Source organism: Nocardia cyriacigeorgica (assembly GCF_005863245.1).
GTDB lineage: Bacteria > Actinomycetota > Actinomycetes > Mycobacteriales > Mycobacteriaceae > Nocardia > Nocardia cyriacigeorgica_C.
Genome location: NZ_VBUT01000001.1, coordinates 599999 through 619697 on the forward strand (window position 1 = coordinate 599999; position 19699 = coordinate 619697).

At 69.0% G+C, this 19699-nt stretch carries 18 protein-coding genes; 9 read left to right on the forward strand and 9 right to left on the reverse strand.

What is annotated here, in order from left to right; translation table 11 throughout:
- Positions 1-9: 9 nt before the first annotated feature.
- A complete protein-coding gene (locus FEK34_RS02650) occupies positions 10-930 on the reverse strand; it encodes an aminodeoxychorismate lyase (RefSeq protein WP_138446226.1) in 921 nt (306 codons plus the stop codon).
- Positions 931-1060: 130 nt separating this feature from the next.
- On the opposite strand from FEK34_RS02650, the gene FEK34_RS02655 reads away from it, so the two are divergent.
- The 4 genes from FEK34_RS02655 to FEK34_RS02670 all read left to right on the forward strand — a co-directional run bounded on the left by FEK34_RS02655 (position 1061) and on the right by FEK34_RS02670 (position 4276).
- A complete protein-coding gene (locus FEK34_RS02655) occupies positions 1061-2176 on the forward strand; it encodes a YgfZ/GcvT domain-containing protein (RefSeq protein ID WP_138446227.1) in 1116 nt (371 codons plus the stop codon).
- Positions 2177-2220: 44 nt separating this feature from the next.
- Complete coding sequence (locus FEK34_RS02660) at positions 2221-2949, forward strand: MOSC domain-containing protein (RefSeq protein ID WP_138446228.1); 729 nt, start codon at positions 2221-2223, stop codon at positions 2947-2949.
- The gene (locus FEK34_RS02665) at positions 2946-3899 is read left to right on the forward strand and encodes an asparaginase (RefSeq protein ID WP_138446229.1); all 954 of its coding nucleotides are present in this window, start codon (positions 2946-2948) and stop codon (positions 3897-3899) included. Before FEK34_RS02660 ends, FEK34_RS02665 begins: the two co-directional genes overlap by 4 nt.
- A gap of 164 nt (positions 3900-4063) precedes the next feature.
- On the forward strand, positions 4064-4276 hold the full coding sequence (locus FEK34_RS02670; RefSeq protein ID WP_138446230.1) for a DUF3073 domain-containing protein: 213 nt from the start codon (positions 4064-4066) through the stop codon (positions 4274-4276).
- Positions 4277-4748: 472 nt separating this feature from the next.
- On the opposite strand, the gene purM is transcribed toward FEK34_RS02670, so the two are convergent.
- Both purM and purF read right to left on the reverse strand, forming a co-directional pair.
- Positions 4749-5828 carry a phosphoribosylformylglycinamidine cyclo-ligase gene (gene purM, locus FEK34_RS02675; RefSeq protein WP_104362133.1) on the reverse strand — a complete coding sequence of 360 codons (1080 nt, stop codon included), beginning with the start codon at positions 5826-5828 and terminating at the stop codon, positions 4749-4751.
- A 75-nt stretch (positions 5829-5903) separates the two neighbouring features.
- Complete coding sequence (gene purF / locus FEK34_RS02680) at positions 5904-7484, reverse strand: amidophosphoribosyltransferase (RefSeq protein WP_138446231.1); 1581 nt, start codon at positions 7482-7484, stop codon at positions 5904-5906.
- A 240-nt stretch (positions 7485-7724) separates the two neighbouring features.
- Between purF and FEK34_RS02685 the strand changes: the two genes are divergently transcribed.
- Entirely contained in the window at positions 7725-9179 is a 1455-nt protein-coding gene (locus FEK34_RS02685; protein ID WP_138446380.1) for a YhgE/Pip domain-containing protein, read from the forward strand.
- A 169-nt stretch (positions 9180-9348) separates the two neighbouring features.
- Positions 9349-9768, forward strand: a complete 420-nt coding sequence (locus FEK34_RS02690) for a sterol carrier family protein (RefSeq protein WP_249358753.1) — start codon at positions 9349-9351, stop codon at positions 9766-9768.
- Here the strand turns inward: FEK34_RS02690 and FEK34_RS02695 are convergent, their stop codons facing one another.
- Both FEK34_RS02695 and FEK34_RS02700 read right to left on the reverse strand, forming a co-directional pair.
- Positions 9769-10386, reverse strand: a complete 618-nt coding sequence (locus FEK34_RS02695; protein ID WP_138446232.1) for a CPBP family intramembrane glutamic endopeptidase — start codon at positions 10384-10386, stop codon at positions 9769-9771. It abuts the gene before it with no gap.
- Positions 10383-12119 carry an alpha/beta hydrolase gene (locus FEK34_RS02700; RefSeq protein ID WP_138446233.1) on the reverse strand — a complete coding sequence of 579 codons (1737 nt, stop codon included), beginning with the start codon at positions 12117-12119 and terminating at the stop codon, positions 10383-10385. Before FEK34_RS02700 ends, FEK34_RS02695 begins: the two co-directional genes overlap by 4 nt.
- Positions 12120-12243: 124 nt before the next feature.
- Here FEK34_RS02700 and FEK34_RS02705 point away from each other — a divergent pair, with 124 nt between their 5' ends.
- Positions 12244-12534 carry a YiaA/YiaB family inner membrane protein gene (locus tag FEK34_RS02705; protein ID WP_014348876.1) on the forward strand — a complete coding sequence of 97 codons (291 nt, stop codon included), beginning with the start codon at positions 12244-12246 and terminating at the stop codon, positions 12532-12534.
- Positions 12535-12663: 129 nt separating this feature from the next.
- Here the strand turns inward: FEK34_RS02705 and purL are convergent, their stop codons facing one another.
- Positions 12664-14955 carry a phosphoribosylformylglycinamidine synthase subunit PurL gene (purL, locus tag FEK34_RS02710; RefSeq protein ID WP_138446234.1) on the reverse strand — a complete coding sequence of 764 codons (2292 nt, stop codon included), beginning with the start codon at positions 14953-14955 and terminating at the stop codon, positions 12664-12666.
- A gap of 183 nt (positions 14956-15138) precedes the next feature.
- On the opposite strand from purL, the gene FEK34_RS02715 reads away from it, so the two are divergent.
- Positions 15139-16482: a glycosyltransferase 87 family protein gene (locus FEK34_RS02715; RefSeq protein WP_249358754.1), complete on the forward strand. Its 1344-nt coding sequence runs from the start codon at positions 15139-15141 to the stop codon at positions 16480-16482.
- On the opposite strand, the gene FEK34_RS02720 is transcribed toward FEK34_RS02715, so the two are convergent.
- From FEK34_RS02720 to purS, 3 genes are all read right to left on the reverse strand, one after another.
- Positions 16431-17729, reverse strand: a complete 1299-nt coding sequence (locus tag FEK34_RS02720; RefSeq protein ID WP_138446235.1) for a M18 family aminopeptidase — start codon at positions 17727-17729, stop codon at positions 16431-16433. The two genes, FEK34_RS02715 and FEK34_RS02720, sit on opposite strands and share 52 nt — an antisense overlap.
- Before the next feature lie 182 nt (positions 17730-17911).
- Entirely contained in the window at positions 17912-18589 is a 678-nt protein-coding gene (gene purQ / locus FEK34_RS02725; RefSeq protein WP_138446236.1) for a phosphoribosylformylglycinamidine synthase subunit PurQ, read from the reverse strand.
- Positions 18586-18822 (reverse strand): phosphoribosylformylglycinamidine synthase subunit PurS, encoded by a 237-nt coding sequence (gene purS, locus FEK34_RS02730; RefSeq protein ID WP_014348871.1) that lies wholly within the window; start codon positions 18820-18822, stop codon positions 18586-18588. Before purS ends, purQ begins: the two co-directional genes overlap by 4 nt.
- Before the next feature lie 218 nt (positions 18823-19040).
- Here purS and FEK34_RS02735 point away from each other — a divergent pair, with 218 nt between their 5' ends.
- Positions 19041-19685, forward strand: a complete 645-nt coding sequence (locus FEK34_RS02735; RefSeq protein ID WP_138446237.1) for an MBL fold metallo-hydrolase — start codon at positions 19041-19043, stop codon at positions 19683-19685.
- Positions 19686-19699: the final 14 nt, after the last annotated feature.

The following is a 19699-nucleotide window of genomic DNA, read 5'->3' on the forward strand; positions in this document are numbered from 1 at the left end:
GGCCGGGGTTCACCAGTCGGCGATCGAACCCGCCCGCTCGATACCGCGCTCGACCAGCTCGACGATCTCGGCGGCATGGTCCGGCGCCGACATCCGCAGCCCGTCCAGCGAGTTCACCCGCGCGGCCAGTGTGATGCTCGACAGCATCCAGATGGAATCGCAGGTGAGCAGGTCAGCGGTGTACAGCGATTCGTAGCGGCAGTCGTAGCCCGCCTTCTTCGCCTCCGCGTAGAACGCCCGCTGGGTGACGCCGGGCAGCACACCGTTCTTCGCCGGCGGGGTGATCAACTGCTTGTCACGCACGATGACCACCGTGGAACGCGGCCCCTCCAGCACCCGGTTCTCGGTGCTGGTGAAGATCACATCATCGGCGCCCATCCGAGCGGCGAAACGCAGCGCGGCCATATTCGTCGCGTAGGACAGCGTTTTCGCGCCGAGCAGCTGCCACGGCGCGGCCTGCGCGAGATCGATCGAGATACCGCGCGACAACGTCACTACCGACACGCCCTCGGTCCTGGCCTTGGCCACCCGCGCAGGCACCCCGACCACCAGGACATAGGAGGTCGGCACCGGCACCGTCTCCGACAGCTCACCGGAGGTCACCGAGGCCTTGACACTGTTCAGGTCGGCATCGCGGCCGCGGGTCAGCACCAGCCGCATCAGCCCCTCCTGCTCGGAGCCCCACTCCTTGGCCGCGGTCTCGACAGCCTCGCGCCAGCGACCGAGTTCGGGCTCCGGTAGGTCGAGCGCCTGAGCCGAGCGGCGCAACCGCGCGAGATGGAATTCGAGGGCGCACGCATTGCCCTCGCGCACCAGAATCGTTTCGAAAACGCCATCACCACGCAGTGCGCCGATATCGTCGGCAAACAACAACGGCGCGTCCGCATCTCGGACCTCACCGTCGAGTGTTACAAGAACTCGATCCACCATGCGAAGAAGCGTAGGCCACCAAGCCCCGCCGCGACGGGCTACGGGCGCACCGTTGTCGCTGGATGGACAATCCGCCCCTCGACCATGCGCGTCCGGAACCCTGTCGGAGCTTTCGCCTAGAGTGGGTTGCGTGTCCGTGGTCGCCGCACCCAGCCCTGTCCTCGCTGTTACGGGAGCCGTCGCGGGAGCGCCGGGAACCCCCGACGCCGCCGTCGCGTGGCATTACGGTGATCCATTCGGTGAACAACGCGCCGCGGCGCAGCAGGTGGCAATCGTCGACCGCTCGCATCGTTTCGTGCTCGCCATCACCGGCGGCGAACGCCTGAGCTGGCTGCACACCATCTCCAGCCAGCATGTGGCGAACCTGCCCGACGGCCATTCCGCCGAGAATCTGGACCTCGATCTCAACGGCCGCGTGCAGCACCATTTCGTGCTGACCGACCTCGACGGCACGGTCTGGATCGACACCGAGGCCGACCGCGGCCCCGCGCTGCTGGACTTCCTCACCAAGATGGTCTTCTGGGCCGACGCCAAACCCCGCGAGGCCACCGACCACGCGGTCCTGAGCCTGCTCGGCCCACAGGTCCCGACCCTGACCGGCGCACTCGGCATCGATCGCCTCCCCGACGTGTACGAAGCCGTGCCGCTGCCCGATGGTGGCTTCCTGCGCCGCATGCCCTGGCCGACGGCCGACTCCTTCGACCTGGTGATCCCCCGCGACAAGCTCACCGGCTGGTGGACCACCCTCACCGAGGCAGGCGCCGCACCGGCCGGAATGTGGGCCTTCGAGGCGCTGCGGGTGACGGCGCTGCGCCCCCGGATCGGCATCGACACCGACGACCGCACCATCCCGCACGAGGCCCGCTGGATCGGCGGCGTCGGCGAACACGGCGCCGTGCACCTGGACAAGGGCTGCTATCGCGGCCAGGAGACCGTCGCGCGGGTGCACAATCTCGGTAAGCCGCCACGTCAGCTGGTGCTGCTGCACCTGGACGGCTCGGCCGACGAACGCCCGGCGCCGGGAGACGCGGTCACCGCGGGCGGACGCACTGTCGGCCGCATCGGCACCGTCGTCGACCACTACGAATACGGTCCGATCGCCCTCGCGCTGATCAAGCGGGCCGTGCCGGTCGACGCCAAGCTCGAGGCGGGCCCGGCGGCCGCCGCCATCGACCCGGATTCCGTCGTCGTCGACGACACCCCGCAGGCGGGCCGGGTCGCGGTCGATCGGCTCCGTGGCCGCTGAGCGCGGGCCGGCCGCCATCCGCCCCTGGGGAGAGGAGCTCGTCCATGCGCGCCGGTGACACCGGAGAAGTGCTCGCGGTGTGCGTACTGCACGCCGAAATCGAGGTACCGGGCCGGGTGGGGCGCTCCGCGATCGACAAGCGGCCGCGGCCCGGCCGCGTCGCGGTGCGCGCGCTCGGCCTCGAGGGCGATCACGTCTGCGATACCGCCCACCACGGCGGCCCGCACAAAGCCGTCTACGCCTACGCCGACGAGGACGCGCACCGGTGGGCCACCGAACTCGACCGGGACCTGCCCGCGGGCTGGTTCGGCGAGAATCTGCGCATCCGCGGTCTGCCGGTGAGCGACGCCGTCATCGGTGCCCGCCTTGCCATCGGTCCCGGACCGGTGGGCCCCGGCCACCTCCTGCTCGAGGTGAGCGAACCCCGCGTCCCGTGCGCGACCTTCCAGCACTGGTCCGGCGAACGGCAGTGGGTCAAGCGCTTCACCCTGCGCTCCGATACCGGCACCTACCTGCGGGTGCTCACCGAGGGCACGATCGGCGCCGGCGACACCGTGCATGTGGTGCACGTCCCCGCACACGGCATCACCGTGCGCGACGTCTTCACCGGCGCCGACCCGGACAAGCTGGAGCTGCTGCTGGCCACCGAGCCCACCGTCTCCGACGATGTCCGGATGCAGATCGACCGGCACAACCGCCGCCGTGCCAATGCTGAACGCGCGGCGCAGCGGCGCGACGACGGCGATCACCTGAAGGCAGGAGTGCGAGCGTGAGCGTCGAACTGGTCGAGGTGGTGCGGTCCGGATTCCGGGAATGCGTGCATCGCGGGTCGGTGGTCGTCATCGGCGCCGACGGCGAACCCAGCTGTGAGCTCGGCGAGATCCACGTGCCGATCTTCCCGCGCTCGACCAATAAGCCGATGCAGGCGGTGACGCTGCTGCGCAACGGGTTCGAACCGGTCGACGACGCCGAACTGGCGATAGCCACCGCCTCCCACTTCGGCGAACCCGACCACGTGAAGCTGGTCGAACGGCTGCTCGACCGCTTCGGCTTCGACGAATCAGACCTCGAATGCCCGCCGGATCTGCCACTGGACGAACGCGCCCGCGCCTCGGTGCTGTGCCACGACCGGCCGCCGAGCAAGCTGTTCATGAACTGTTCGGGCAAACATGCGGCGATGCTGGCCACCTGCGCGATCAACGGCTGGCCCACCACCGGATACCTCGATATCGCGCACCCGCTGCAACAGGCCGTGCTGTCCACCGTCATCGAGCTGACCGGCGAACCCGAGACCGACCTCGGCATCGACGGCTGCGGCCTGCCGATCATCCCGGTCGCGCTGATCAACCTCGCCCGCGCCTTCGCCGCCATGGCGACCGCCGAACCGGGCACACCCGAACGCCGGGTCGCCGACGCCATCCGCACCCATCCGCGAGTGATTTCCGGCACCAACGCCCCCGATTTGCTGACCATGAACGCCACCCCGGGCCTGTTGTGCAAGATCGGCGCGGACGGCGTGCACGCGGGCGCGCTACCGGACGGAACCGCGTTCGCCTACAAGATCGATGACGGCGCCGACCGCGCCCGGATGCCGCTGACGCTGGCGATTCTGCAACGCATCGGCGTCCCGTGGTCGGATGCGCTCGCCGAATTGGCGGCACCGGCGGTAGTGGGTGGCGGTGCGCGGGTCGGCGTCATCCGCGCGATCCCCGGCGTGCTGTAGCCAGGCGAGCATCGGGCAAACGGCTTCGGTTCGGTAGCTGTTCCACCACTCCTGGAAGCGCGACCGCCGCACACGCGCTAGAGTGTCTGTCAGGAAGAGTATTAATTCGAACGGGGCCGCCACCAATCCCCAGGCCGCCCCGCTGTGACGCGAGGGGGTCAGCCATGGGCCGTGGCCGGGCTAAGGCAAAGCAGACCAAGGTTGCACGCGAGCTGAAGTACAGCTCGCCGTCGACCGACTTCGCGAGCCTTCAGCGCGAGCTGTCGGGTAGCAGCCCCCGCTCTCAGCGGAGTGGTGTGCTGTCCGATGAGCACGACGCGGATGATTCGTTGTCCCGCTGGACCAGCGACGACGACTACGACGATTGGCGCCGCTGACCAGGTGCGACGTATGAAGGGGGAGGCCGAGGCGCCTCCCCCTTCAGTCGTTGCCATCCGGTCGGCCAGCCAGCCGCCGAGGTTCGCCCGACATCGGGTCTCGACCGCCGAGGTCGAGACCTGATCGAGAGCTCGGTTCGATCGCTCGCATCGACTCTCGAGATACTCGAACAGCATCGGCACCCGTTGCTCAGCACGGGCCGCCCCGATGCCCGCCCGTCCGGACATCGTCCGAGATAGGCGAACTCGCCCCTCGGCGACCCTCCGGGACCGCTGCTCACGCGCAGCGCATCGCTCCCTCGCTCAGCCGCAACTCCCCTGCGCTGCCGTCCCCGGGCAGCGCATCCCTCGTGGACGCGCACCCCTACGCCGCGGATCTCCGCATCTGAGCCGACTGCCCTCGCCCGGCACACCCAGAAACGAATCAGCCGGCCGGCCCGTAGGCCGACCGGCTGACGAAGACTTCCGACACTCAGAAGCGCGGGTGTTCGCCCACCATCACCGCACGCGGCGCGCCGGCATCCTTGGCCTTGGTCACCGTGCCGAGCGTCCAGCATTCGATGTGCCGGGCGGTCAGCACCGCCAGCGCCCGGTCGACGTCCTCCGGCGCCACCACGGCCACCATGCCGACGCCCATATTGAACGTCTTCTCCATCTCGGGGCGCTCCACCCGGCCGCGCTGGGCGATCATCTTGAACACCGGCGCCGGGTTCCAGGTCCCGCGGTCGAGCTCGGCGACCAGTCCCGCGGGCAGCACCCGGGCCAGGTTCGCGGCCAGGCCGCCGCCGGTGACGTGGGCGAAGGTGCGCACATCGGTTTCGGCGATCAGCGCCAGGCAGTCCTTGGCGTAGATGCGGGTCGGCTCGAGCAGCTCCTCACCGAGGGTCCGGCCGAACTCCTCGACATGCCCGGTCAGCGACATGCGGTCGATATCGAGCAGCACCTTGCGGGCCAGGCTGTAGCCATTGGAGTGCAGGCCGGACGAGCCCATGGCGATGACCACATCGCCGGGACGCACCCGCTCGGGGCCGAGCACCGCGTCCGCCTCGACCACGCCGACGCCGGTCGCGGACAGGTCGTAATCGTCGGGGTCCATCAGACCGGGATGTTCGGCCGTCTCACCGCCGAGCAGCGCACATCCGGCGCGCACACATCCCTCGGCGATACCGGACACCAGTTCGGCGACCCGCTCGGGGACGACCTTGCCGACCGCAATGTAGTCCTGCAAGAACAGCGGCTCGGCACCGCAGACGACCAGATCGTCGACCACCATAGCGACCAGATCCAGCCCGACGGTGTCGTGCTTGTCCATCGCCTGCGCGACCGCGATCTTGGTGCCGACGCCGTCGGTGGACGCCGCCAGCAGCGGCTCCTTGTATCCACCCTTCAGCGCGAACAGACCGGCGAAACCGCCGAGGCCACCCTGCACCTCGGGGCGGCTTGCCTTGCGAGCCAGCGGTGCGAACAACTCGACTGCGCGGTCGCCGGCCTCGATGTCAACACCGGCCGCGGCATACGAGGCTCCGGCACCACTGGGGGTCTGTTCACTCATTGTCGGTGATTGCTCCAAACCGAATCGGCGGATAATTGCCTGATCACGCTACCGTCGCGCGTCGGCGGGGCGAGTTCAGGGCCTGCTCAACGCGCTGGCGTTGGCGTTGCGGCCCAGCAGTTCGGTCTCGGACTTGCCGCTGAGCATGCCCTCGAGCACGTTCTTGCCGATGGACGCCTCGGTCGGCAGCGGGATCGGGTAATCGCCGTCGAAGCAGGCGCAGCACAACCGCGAACGCGGCTGCTCGGTGGCGGCGATCATGCCCTCGGTGGAGATGTAGCCGAGGCTGTCGGCGCCGATCGAACGCCGCACGTTCTCCACCATGTCGGCGTAACTGTCGTCGGAGCCCGCACCGTTGGCGATGAGCTCGGCGCGTGAGGCGAAGTCGATGCCGTAGAAGCACGGCCACTTGACCGGCGGCGAGGCGATGCGCACGTGGATCTCCAGCGCACCCGCTTCCCGCAGCATCCGGATCAGCGCGCGCTGGGTGTTGCCGCGCACGATGGAATCGTCGACCACGATGAGCCGCTTGCCGCGGATCACCTCGCGCAACGGGTTGAGCTTGAGCCGGATGCCGAGCTGGCGGATGGTCTGGCTGGGCTGGATGAAGGTGCGGCCCACATAGGCGTTCTTCATCAGGCCCTGCCCGTACGGCACGCCGGAGCCCTGCGCGTAACCGACCGCGGCGGGGGTGCCGGATTCGGGCACCGGGATCACCAGATCGGCCTCGACCGGATGCTCCTTGGCCAGCCTGCGGCCGATGTCGACGCGGGTGGCGTGCACCGAGCGACCGGAGATGGTGCTGTCCGGGCGGGCGAGATAGACGTACTCGAAGACGCAGCCCTTGGGTTCGGGGGTGGCGAAGCGCAGCGAACGCACGCCGTCGGCGTCGATGGCCAGCAGCTCGCCCGGCTCGATCTCGCGCACGAACGAGGCGCCGACGATGTCGAGCGCGGAGGTCTCACTGGCGACCACCCAGCCGCGGTCGAGCCTGCCGAGGCACAGCGGGCGCACGCCGTGCGGGTCGCGGGCCGCGTAGAGGGTGTGCTCGTCCATGAAGGTCAGGCAGAAGGCGCCCTTCAGGGTGGGCAGCAGCTTCATCGCGGCCTGTTCGATGCTGGAGTCGGCGGCGGCATGGGCCAGCAGCGCCGTCATCACATCCGAGTCGGAGGTGGCGGCCATCGGGCCCGGACGGCCACCGCGCGGCATCCCGCCGAGCAGGCCGAGTTCCCGTGCCCGATCGGCCAATTCGGCGGTGTTCACCAGATTTCCGTTGTGCCCCAAGGCCAATCCGGAACCGACCGCGGTGGTGCGGAAGATCGGCTGGGCGTTCTCCCAGGTGGTGGCGCCGGTGGTGGAATAGCGACAGTGCCCGACGGCGACATGGCCCGGCATCGCGGCCAGGGTCTGCTCGTCGAACACCTGGCTGACCAGGCCCAGATCCTTGAAGACCAGCACCTGCGAACCGTCGGCTACGGCGATGCCCGCCGCCTCCTGCCCACGGTGCTGCAACGCATACAGGCCGTAATACGTGAGTTTGGCCACGTCTTCGCCGGGCGCCCAGACTCCGAAGACACCACACTCCTCGCGTGGTGGATTCTCGTCCTGATCCGCGGGGGCGGGATTGCTGACAACCGGCAGGTCGGCGTTGGTCACCGTGTGCTCCCTGTTCGGGCGGGCTGGGGGCACCGTCATTCTACGGGTCGAACCGCCCGCCGATGACCGCCGCCGCCAAATGGGGCGGCCCGGCGTGCCCGTCGCCGCGGCGGATCCAGGCATACGTGCAGTTAACCGGTGCGGCGCAGTCCCCGGTATCGGGCCCATCCGGCTGTTACCGTGCGATCCGTGACGACTTCCGACAGCGCAGCGGCGAATCGAACCGATCGCCGCCTCGGAATGCGCATCCTGCTGCCGATCGGCGTATTGGCCCTGCTCACCGCACTGCTCGGGGTGATGTACCTCGACTACGTCGCCGACCCCGAGGGGAACCTGCACGACTTCCCCATCGCGCTGGTGAATCAGGATGTCGGGGACGTCACAGGCCCGCCCGACGCGCAGCAGCAGGTGAACTACGGCAAACAGATCACCGACGCGCTACAGCAGGGCATGCCCGAGGACAAGATCGATCTGCGGGTGGTCGGCATCAGCGAGGCCGAGCGGATGATGCAGCAGGGCCAGGTCTACGGCGCGATGGTCATCCCGAGCGATTTCAGTAAGCGACTCGGCATTCTCGGCGTCGGCAGCATCGTTCCCGGCGATATCGAACGTCCGATCATCACCTTGCAAACCAACCCGCGCATGGGCGCGTTCGGCACCCAGATCGTGTTGCGGGTCGGCGATCAGGCCCTGACCCAGGTGCGTCAGCAGGTCGGCGAACAGCTCACCGATCAGGTGAACGCGCAGCTCGCGCCGGAACCGGGCGCACCGCCGAACCCGGAGCCGAGCGGTGCGGCACGGGTGGCGCTGGAAGACCCGGTCCAGATCGTGTACCAGCAGTACCGGCCGCTGCCCGACGGCACCGGCCAAGGCCTGACCGCGTTCTTCTACGCACTGCTGATTCTGCTGGCCGGCGTGGTCGGCGCGATGGTCATCCACACCATGATCGACGCCGCGCTGGGCTTCGTCCCGACCGAATACGGGCCCTGGTACGTGCATTTCCCGCCGACGCCGATCTCCCGTTTCCACACCCTGCTCATCAAATGGGGTGTGATGGTGGTCGCGGCCACCCTCGTCTCGGCCATCTATCTGGGTGTGGCCAAGCTGCTCGGCATGCCGATCGACCATCCGCTGGGGCTGTTCCTCTACGGCGCACTGGCCTTGACCGCCGTCGGCATGACCGGCCTGTCCATCCTCGCGGCCATCGGCTCGGCCGGCCTCCTGGTGAACCTGATCCTGTTCATCATCCTGGGCCTGCCCTCCTCCGGCGGCACCGTGCCCATCGAGGCCACCCCCAAGTACTTCCACTGGCTGGCCGCCTGGGAACCGATGCATCAGGTCTTCCTCGGCGTGCGCTCGATCCTCTACTTCGACGGCAGCTTCTCCGCGGGCCTGAGCCGCGGCGTCTGGATGGCTCTGCTCGGCCTGGCCATCGCCATCGTGTTCGGCGCGGTGATCACCCGGTTCTACGACTACAAGGGGCTGCACCGGGAGAACCGGGTGGCTGCGGCGGGAGCGCCTGCGGTGGGGTCCGGTGTGGGCCCGTCGGGAGCCGAGGCCGTCGGCGATGACGCGGCCGGGGCCACCGATCCGAAGTCGGGCTCGGCGGGTTCCACAGCAACACCTGACGCCGACGCCGATGCCGATGCCGAACCGTCGGGCAATGGCGGCTCCACCGGTACCGGCAAGGACTGACAATCCCCGTTCCGGGCAGGCCGATGCCCGGCGGGCAGACCGATCCGCCGACTGGTACTCACAGCCCGCAGCGACGAGACGGGATTTCGGCCGGGCGCACAAGCCTGGTCGGGCCACAGTGGTCGAAGCCGTACGCGGACGCGTCGGCTGGTCGCAGTATCGTCGCCCCGTGGTTCGACGTGCGGCGGTGAAACCGGAAGAAATGCGTGCGGCGGTCGCGGCGGTGCGGCCGTGGCTGCTCGATGAGGAGGCGGCTGTCCCTGCGCGGGGCGAGCTCGGTGCCGCCGTACGGATGACGGCGCGCGCGCTGGCCGAATCGGCGCCGGGGCATTCGGTGGAGGTCCGGGTGCCGCCGTTCGTGGCGGTGCAATGCATCGAAGGTCCCCGGCACACCCGCGGGACCCCGCCCAATGTGGTCGAAACCGATCCGCGCACGTGGCTGCTGCTCGCGACCGGTCTGGCGGATTTCGCCGCCGTGCGCGACGACGGCAAGCTGACCGCCTCCGGCAACCGCGCCGACGAAGTATCCCGCTGGCTGCCGATCCTTCGGGTGGACGCAGGCCCCGAGTGGGAGTCCCGCTTGTTGTAGTCAGCGGTTGCCGACGGCGAATCGGGCCGCGAGCGCCCCACCAGCATTGATCGCCCAGTGCAGTAGGGCAGGGGCGGTGGCACTGTCGGTGCAACGGCGAAGCAGGCCGAACAGCGCACCGGCGGCGGCCGTCGCGCCGACGGTGACCGCCACATTCTCCCCGGTGGCGCGGGCCGGTGCGATATGCCAGAGCCCGAAGGTGGTGGCGCCGAGCAGGGTTGCGATGCGCGGCCCGAAGGTCTTGTCCAGCAATGGCTCCAGGGTCGCGCGGAAGATCAGTTCTTCGCTGTAGACGGTGCCCAGCGGAATGTGTATGCCCACCCATTCGGCGGTCGAGACTTCAGGCGCGCGGTCTGGGCGCTCGGCCAGCTCACGGCGCACGGCCGGGATGGCCAGCGCCGCACCGTAACCGGCGGCGACGATCCCCGCGCTGCCCAGCCCGTAGCGCCGGCCGCGTGCCGAGCACCAGTTCGGACGCGCACCGAAGGCCAGCGCATAGCCGGTCGCGGCACCGGCATTCACCAGCGTGCGCAGCCGCATATCCTCCGGCAGCCGCGGCACCACCCCATTGCTCCACAGCAGCGGCAGGCTCACCCCGAGCGCGACCCGTCCCCTCATTTGATCTGCCGTTCGTAGGCTTCGGAGATCTCGATCTCGTACCGGATGCGTTCGGCCAGCTCGGGATTCCATCCGGGCGGCGCGGCGATGGCGGCCCAGCCGTCGAGTACCAGGCTGCCGTAGCGGTGCCCGTGCCCGTCGGTGACGCCCTGTGCGTTGGTGAGGTCGGCGGTGACCTGCCAGAACGTGACGAACGGCGCCCACCGCATCCGCCCGGAGACATCCGATCCGCGCGGCTCGGACAGCCAATCCGGTTGCGAGAAGATCAGATCCGCCGACCACCAGACGATGGGGTCGGATGGATGTTGCAGGTAGGCGATGCGCGGTGCCCGCCATTCCGGGCCGGGCCTGGCGAAATCGTCGGCGTCGGCGGCGAACCGGACCACCAGCCCGTCTGCGTACACCGGCTCCACCTCCCGCGAGCCGGGGTCGCGGCGCGCGACGAACTGCTGCCACAGGCGATTCGAGTTCGGCGGCCCCACCCACAGTGCGCCGTCGACCTTCTCCCGCAGATCGGCCAGCCCCTCGAAGGCCGCCTCCGAGCCTTGCGATCCGAGGCTCTCGCCGTAGACGAACAGTTTCGGCCGCTGCTGCTCCGGTCGCGCCGACCAGTGCTGATACACCGCGTCGAACACCTCGCGCCCCGCCGCGGCGGCTTTGCTCTTGTCCGCGAGGAACGACAGCACGCTGGGCAGATACGAATACTGGGTGGCGACCAGCGCGGTATCGCCGCCGTACATGTACTCGATCGCGCCCGCCGCCATCGAATTCACCCAGCCGGTGCCCGTGGTGGTGATCACCACGATCACCTGCCGGTCGAAGGCGCCCGCGCGTTCGAGTTCGGCGACGGCGAGTTCGGCCTGCGATTGGCCGTTCTCGGCCGACTCCAACCCGACGTAGGCCCGGATCGGTTCCTTGGCCGGCTTACCGGTGACCTGGGCGATCCTCGCGGCGTTCGGACCGTGCGAGACGAACCAGCGGCCCTCGAAACCGAGGGTGTCCCATTTCGCCAGCGACATCGGGCTGCCCGACTTCTCCGGCAGTTGCGGCTGCACCGCGTATTCGGAGGTGTGGTCGTTGCGCACGCTGAACGCCTGGTTGGCGACCGCGAAGAACGCCTGCGTCGCCACGCCGTTGAACAGGGTGACCGCCAGCAGCACCAGCACCAGGAATCCGGCGGCGGGCGCCAGCTCGCGCGGCACCTTCACCCAGCGGTTGAGCTGACGCGCCAGGTACAGGATCAGCTCACGCACCGTGCGATACACCGCGACGACCAGCACACCGACAGCCAGGCTCAGCAGTCCCGTGCGCAGATAGGCAGGCGTGGTGGTGCCTTCCATATCCATCAGCGCGGTGATCTCGCGCTGCCAGCGCGCCGACTGCACCAGCATGTACGCCGCGAGAACCGCTGCGGTCAGCAGAATCGCCGACTTCACCCCGTAGCGCACCCAGGTGGGTGGCGCCGGGATCTTCAGCCGCGGCCGCACCCACAGCCGGAACAGCCATTCCAGCAGGCAGCCGACGCCGTATCCGATGGCGGCGTTGATACCGCTGATCAGGCCCTGGAACATCCAGTCGCGCGGCACCAGCGACGGCGTCACCGACAGCGCGAAGAACACCGTCGCGACCACAAGCCCGACATAGTTGAGGTCGATGACCACCTCGGCCCGGCGCACCGCTGCGACGCCGCGCGAGCGCAGCTTCGTGAGGGTGGACGCCGTTTCGAGCACCAAGACAGTATGGCGGCAGCCCCCGACAACGCCGGTGCGTTACCCACGCACGGCGCGGCAACTACCCATCGCACTCGAGTAGTTGTACGCGGTCGCGATGGCCGCCCACATCGCACACTCGATAACCATGAGCACACCAAACGCAGCGCCGAAAACCACTTCGGCCTACATCGCCCAGGCCGCGATCGCGTTCGGCGTCAGCTTGTTCGGGGCGGGCGTCGGAATCTTCTACCTGCCGTTGGATCCGTGGCAGCGCGGATTCCTCGGCATGACAGTGCTGTTCCTGGTGACCAGCACCTTCACCTTGGCGAAGGTGGTCAGGGACAAGCACGAAGCCGATTCCCTGCGTGGACGAATCGACGAGGCGCGGATGGAGAAGCTGATCGCCGAGCACGATCCGTTCAAGTCCGTCGCCTGAGCCCGCGCGGGCGCCACCCAGGCGGTTCGCCGGCACAGCAGAACGCTCACCCGCACGGGCCCGGTCATCGAGGGGTCCGGGTCCGGCGGGTGAGCGTTCGTGTCGTGTTCGGTCCCAGTGGGACTCGGCTCAGACGGCCGAGCCGAACAGCTTGGGCAGCGTGCCTTCATGCGCCTCGCGCAGTTCGGCCAGCGGGACCGTGAACTGTCCCTGCACCTCGATCGAATCGGAGCCCTGATCGACCACGCCGATGCGCACCCACGGCAGTTCGCGCGCGGTGCACATGCGGGTGAACCGGGTCTCCTCCGAGCGCGGCACGGCGACGAGCACGCGGCCGGCCGATTCCGAGAACAGGGTGACGAACGGGTCGGCGTCCTCGGGAAGCAGGATGCGGCAACCGGTCTCGCCGGCCAGCGCCGCCTCGACCACCGCTTGGGCCAGGCCGCCCTCGGAAAGGTCGTGCGCGGCACTGATCATGCCGTCGCGGGAACCGGCGGTGAGCACCTCCGAGAGCAGCCGTTCGCGGGCGAAGTCGACCTTCGGCGGGACACCACCGAGATGATCGTGGGCGACCTGCGACCAGATCGAACCGCCGAACTCGTCGCGGGTGTCGCCGAGCAGGATCAGCGTCTCGCCGGGTTCCAGGCCGAGGCCGGTCGGGATGCGGCGGTGCACATCGTCGATGACGCCGAGCACACCGACCACCGGGGTCGGCAGGATCGCGTCCTGACCGGTCTGGTTGTAGAAGCTGACATTGCCGCCGGTGACCGGGATGCCCAGCTCCGCACAGCCGTCGGCGAGTCCGCGCACCGCCTGCTGGAACTGCCACATCACGCCCGGATCCTCCGGCGAGCCGAAGTTGAGGCAGTTGGTGACGGCCTTCGGGGTGGCGCCGGTGGTGGCGACATTGCGGTAGGCCTCGGCCAGCGCGAGCTGCGCGCCGGTGTAGGGGTCCAGCTTGGTGTAGCGGCCGGAGGCGTCGGTGGCCAGCGCGATACCGCGGCCGGTCTCCTCGTCGATCCGGATGACGCCCGCGTCGGCGTGTTCGGCCAGCACGGTGTTGCCGCGCACGTAGCGGTCGTACTGCTCGGTGATCCACTTGCGGCTGCACAGCTGCGGGCTCGACACCATCTGGAGCAGCGTCGCGCGCAGTTCGTCGGCGGTCTTGGGCCGGGTCAGGGTGTCGGGGGTGTCGGCGATCAGGGCGTCCTGGTAATCGGGACGCCGCACCGGACGCTCGTAGACCGGGCCTTCGTGCGCGACGGTGCGCGGCGGCACATCCACCACGGTCTCGCCGTGCCAGGTGACGACCAGCCGCTCACCATCGGTGACCTCGCCGATCACGGTGGCCAGCACATCCCACTTGCGGCACACGGCCATGAACGCGTCGACGTTCTCCGGCGTCACCACCGCGCACATGCGCTCCTGGGATTCGCTGGACAGCACCTCGGCCGGGGTCATATCGGCCGCGCGCAGCGGCACCTTGTCCAGCTCGATGTGCATACCGCCGTCACCGGCGGCCGCGAGCTCGGAGGTGGCGCAGGACAGCCCGGCGCCGCCGAGGTCCTGGATGCCGACGACCAGCTTGGCCGCGTACAGCTCGAGACAGCACTCGATGAGCACCTTCTCGGTGAACGGGTCACCGACCTGCACACTCGGCAGCTTCTTGCGGCCGGCGCCGGATTCGTCACCGGAGAAGGTGTCCGAGGCCAGCACCGACACACCGCCGATGCCGTCGAGGCCGGTGCGGGCGCCGAACAGGATGATCTTGTTGCCGGTGCCGGAGGCGAAGGCCAGGTGCAGATCCTCGACCCGCATCGCGCCCGCGCACAGCGCGTTCACCAGCGGGTTGCCCTGGTAGGAGGCGTCGAAGACGGTCTCGCCGCCGATATTCGGCAGGCCCAGCGAGTTGCCGTAGCCACCGATACCGCGCACCACACCGTCGACCACGCGACGGGTGTCGGCGGCGTCCGCGGCGCCGAAGCGCAGCTGATCCATCACCGCGATCGGGCGCGCGCCCATCGCCATGATGTCGCGCACGATGCCGCCGACGCCGGTCGCGGCGCCCTGATACGGCTCGACATAGGAGGGGTGGTTGTGGCTTTCCACCTTGAAGGTGACCGCCCAGCCGTCGCCGACGTCGACCACGCCCGCGTTCTCACCGATGCCTGCGAGCATCGAGGAGCGCATTTCCTCGGTGGTGGTCTCGCCGAAGTAGCGCAGATGCACCTTCGACGACTTGTAGGAGCAGTGCTCGCTCCACATCACCGAGTACATCGCCAGCTCGGCGTCGGTGGGGCGGCGACCGAGAATCTCCTTGATCCGGGCGTATTCGTCATCCTTGAGCCCGAGCTCGAGATACGGCTGCGGAGTGTCCGGAGTGGCTGCGGCGGTTGCGACCGTGTCGACCTGCGGAGTCACGGGATTACCAGGGTCCTTTCGGCCAGGCATGCGGAGACAATCCAGACGACCGCCGCTGCGACGCGCCGAGTTGCTGAATTGCCGCGAGATACTCCTGCGAGTCTACTGCCGGGGCAAACGCGACTACTGCCGGGGCAAACCCGGCCGAGCCTCGGCCGTTGCGCGACCGGCTAATCTGTCCCGGTGAACGATCGATCGGGGGTTGCGGAACCGGCCGAGCAGCCCGTCACCACAGCTGACGCGCGCCCCGGGTCGAACGGCGATGACGTATCGACCAGGAACGACGTCGTGCGCGGGAACCACGAAGCGCGGACGGCCCGCGGCCTGTCATCGCGCCAGATGCGCTGGCTGGCCGGTGCGATCGCGCTGTTCGTGATCCACGCGATCATCGCCCCCATCGTGCACTGGTGGGACGGCTACATCGATCTCCAGGTCTACCGCAACGGCGCGCGGGTCTGGCTCGACGACGGTGACCTGTACGGTCCCATGCCCGAGGTGTTCGGCATCGGACTGCCGTTCACCTATCCCCCGCTGGCCGCGCTGTTCTTCGCCCCGCTGGCGCTGATGCCGCTGGGCCTGGCCGAGATCGTGGTGCTGGCCACATCCGTACTGAGCCTCGGCATCACGCTATGGCTGGTGCTGTCGCGGATCCGTCCCGAACTGGATCGGACATCGGTGCTCGCCGCCGTCATCGCGGCGGTCGCGGTGGCCGGCTACTTCGAGCCGGTGCGCCAGACGTACTCCTTCGGCCAGATCAATCTGGTGCTGATGGCCGCGGTCGCGCTGGACTGCCTGGTGCGCAAGCCGTTCTGGCCGCGCGGCATGCTCATCGGCATCGCGGTCTCGGTCAAGCTGATCCCGGCCGGGTACCTGCTGTATTTCCTGTTGCGCAAGGACTGGAAGGCTGCGGGCACACTGGTCGCCTCCGCCATCGGCGCGGTCGGGCTCGGCTTCCTGATCTTCCCCAGCGATTCGGTGGAGTACTGGTTCCACACGCTCGCCGACACCGGCCGCATCGGCCCGCCCTATTACGCGGGCAACCAATCGTTGAAGGGCTTGGCCTTCCGGCTCGGCGTCTCCGATTCCCTGGCGACACTGATCTGGATCTCGTTGTCGCTGGTGGCGGTCGGCCTGGCAGCGCTGTGGATGCGCAGGCTCATCGAGGCGGGCGCCTCGGTGGCCGCGCTCATGGTGAACGCGGCCGCCATCCTGCTGGTCTCGCCGGTGTCCTGGTCGCATCACTGGGTGTGGGTGGCGCCCGCGCTGCTGGTGACCGCCGACGCCATCGCCCGCGGCAGGCGCAACCCGCTGCTGATCGGCGCGGTCACCGCGATGACGGTGATGTTCCTGATCGGACCGCACTGGCTGCTCCCGCACGAGGCCGACCGCGAACTCGACTGGTCCTGGTGGGAGCAGATCCTCGGCAGCGGTTACGTCATCACCACGTTCGCGGTGTTCGTCGTCGCCGTGCTGACCTACCGGCCCGCGGTCTCCGGGGTCAAGAAGGCGGCCAGCGCCGCGGCATAGGCGCCCACATCGTCGGCGCCCATCAGTTCGCGCGCCGAATGCATGGCCAGCTGGGGCGCGCCGACGTCGACGGTCGGCATGCCGGTGCGCGCGGCTGTCATCGGGCCGATGGTCGAACCGCACGGCAGGTCCGCGCGATGCACATACCGTTGCAGCGGCACCCCCGCCTGATCGCAGGCCAGTGCGAACGCACCCGCGCCGGTGGCGTCGGTGGCGTAGCGCAGGTTCTGGTTCACCTTGAGCACGGGACCGCCGTTGATCTCGATGCGGTGCGCGGGTTCGTGCCGGTCCGGATAGTTCGGGTGGGTCGCGTGGGCCATATCGCCGGAGGCGCAGACCGAACCCGCCAGCGCCGCCAGGTATTCGGCCCGGCCGCCGCCCCGGGTGAGCACGATGCGCTCCAGCACGGTCGCCAGCAGATCCGATTGGGCGCCGCGATCGGACTGGCTGCCCACTTCCTCGTGATCGAACATGGCAAGCACCGGCACCGCCGCACCGGGGGTATCGATGGCGGCGAGGAAGGCGCGCAGGCCCGCGTAGCAGGTGCCCTGATTGTCCAGGCGGGGCGCGCTCACCAGATCGCGGTCGCGGCCGACCAATCGGCTCGGATCGAGGTCGTGGGTCATCAGCTCCCAGCCGAGCACGGCGTCCGGCGAGATACCCGCATGCTCGGCGACATAGGCGATGAACGAGCGCGGTTCGGACCCGACACCCCAGATGGCGTTCACATGCCGCTGCGGATCCAGCGTCACCCCGCGCCGGTCCTCGGACAGGTGGATCGCCAGCTGCGGCACCCGCAGGATCGGCTCGTTGATGCGGACCAGCCGATGGCCGACGGTGTTGCCCTCGCGCACACTCAACCGCCCGGACAGCCCGAGCTCACGATCCAGCCATGAATTCAGCCAGGCACCGCCGTACGGCTCCAGGCCGACCAGCTGCCAGCCTGCCGAACTCAGATCCGGATGCTGTTTGACCCGCAGATTCGGGCTGTCGGTATGCGTGCCGACCACCCGGAACGGCGCCGCCGCCTCGGGATCGTGATCGGCCCACGCCACCAGCGAACCGCCGCGCACCACGTAATGCCTGCCGCGTCCGCCCGCCGGCCAGGCCGACGCCTCGTCGAGCCTGGTGAACCCATGCTCGTCGAGATCCTGTGCGACCGTATGGCACACGTGGAACGGTGACGGCGACTCATCGATGAAGGCACACAGCCCGGCGGCCGAGGCCGCGGTGGAGGAAACCGGCATACCGCGATCCTAGGCGTGGCGATGCCGGTCGCCGCGAATCCGGCCGGCGGTCCGGGCGATGAGAGAGATCCACCGATAACTGTTTTCGCCCACCTCTGAGCGACAACGGATTCCTGTTGTCGCTCAGAGGTGGGCGAAAAGTGTGCGGGCCGGCGGGCCGATCTGCCCGCCGTGCCGGTGAATCAGGCAGAGACGAGCGTGTCCAGCACCGAAAGGAACAGGCCGAGACCATCGTCGCTCGGGCCGGTGAGCGGCTCGGTGGCGTGCTCCGGATGCGGCATCAGGCCGACGACGCGGCGGTTGGCCGAGGTGATGCCCGCGATCCCGCGCTGCGAACCGTTCGGGTTGTCGCCGGCGTAGCGGAACACCACGCGGCCCTCACCCTCGAGCTCGTCGAGCACGGCTTCGGAGGCCTGGAAGCGGCCCTCACCGGACTTCAACGGCACCAGGATCTGGGCGCCCGGCTCATACCGGGAGGTCCAGGCGGTATCCACGGCGTCGACGCGCAACCATTCGTCGCGGCAGATGAAGTGCAGGCCCTCGTTGCGGGTGAGCGCGCCGGGCAGCAGGCCCGCCTCGCACAGCACCTGGAAGCCGTTGCAGATGCCGAGCACCGGCATGCCGTTTTCCGCGGCGCGGACGACCTCGCCCATGACCGGGGCGAAGCGGGCGATCGCGCCGGCCCGCAGGTAGTCACCGTAGGAGAAGCCACCGGGCACGATGACGGCGTCGACCTGCTTCAGATCGGCGTCGGCATGCCAGAGGCTGACCGCCTCGGCGCCGGCCAGCCGGACCGCGCGGGCGGCGTCGACGTCATCGAGCGTGCCGGGAAAGGTGATGACCCCGATGCGCGCTGTCATGAGACGCGGACCACCTTCCACTCCTCGATGACGGTGTTGGCCAGCAGCGATTCCGCGATCTGCGCGAGTTCGTCGTCGCTGACGTCATCGCCGACCTCGAGTTCGAATCGCTTGCCCTGCCGGACGTCCGAGACTCCCTGGAATCCCAGGCGCGGAAGTGCACCGGCAATGGCCTGACCCTGCGGATCCAGGATCTCGGCCTTCGGCATCACCTCGACGACGACTCGTGCCACGCGTTGCTCCTCGAGTGGTGGTGGGGGTTACCTGAACAGCGTAGTTGGCGGGCGCGACCGGCGCGGTGCCGGGTTGGCTGTGCGCGTTCCGATGTGGCGCGGCCCATAACAGTCGCGTCGCCGCGTACGCGTCCGGGCGACCGGCATGCTTCGCCGAGGCCGGGCGCCGGTCCGCCGAGACGCTGGAGCGGATGCGCGAGTGCGCCTAACGTAGCCGTATGCGCATTGCCCACTTCGGTCATTCCTGCATCCTCGTGGAGTTGCACGGCAGAAGGATCCTGTTCGATCCGGGCACCTTCGCTCACGGTTTCGAGGGCCTCACCGGCCTGGACGCCATCGCGGTCACCCACCAGCATCCCGACCACATCGACCCGAACCGGATCGACGCGCTCATCGACGCCAACCCCGAGGCCCGGCTGTTCAGCGACCCGCAGACCGCGCAGCAGCGCGGCGGCCGCTGGGAGGCGGTGCACGCGGGCAACATCATCGACCTCGACGGTCTGCGGATCACCGGCGGCGGCGGACGTCACGCCGTCATCCATCCCGAGCTGCCCGTCATCGACAACACCGTCTTCCAGCTCGGCACCCCCGACGACCCGGCTCAGCTCGTGCACCCCGGCGATTCCCTCTGGGTCCCGCCCACCCCCGTCGGCGTCCTCGCCCTCCCGGCCGCCGCCCCCTGGATGAAGATCAGCGAAGCCGTCGACTACCTGCGTTCCGTAGCGCCCCGCACCGCCGTCCCCATCCACTACGGCATCATCGCCCCCGAAGCCCACGGCATCTACTTCGGCCGCCTCTCCGAAATGGGCCCGGCGGGAACCGAATTCCGCGTCATCGAACCGGAGAATTCCGCAGACCTCTGATCGTGGTCGCTTCC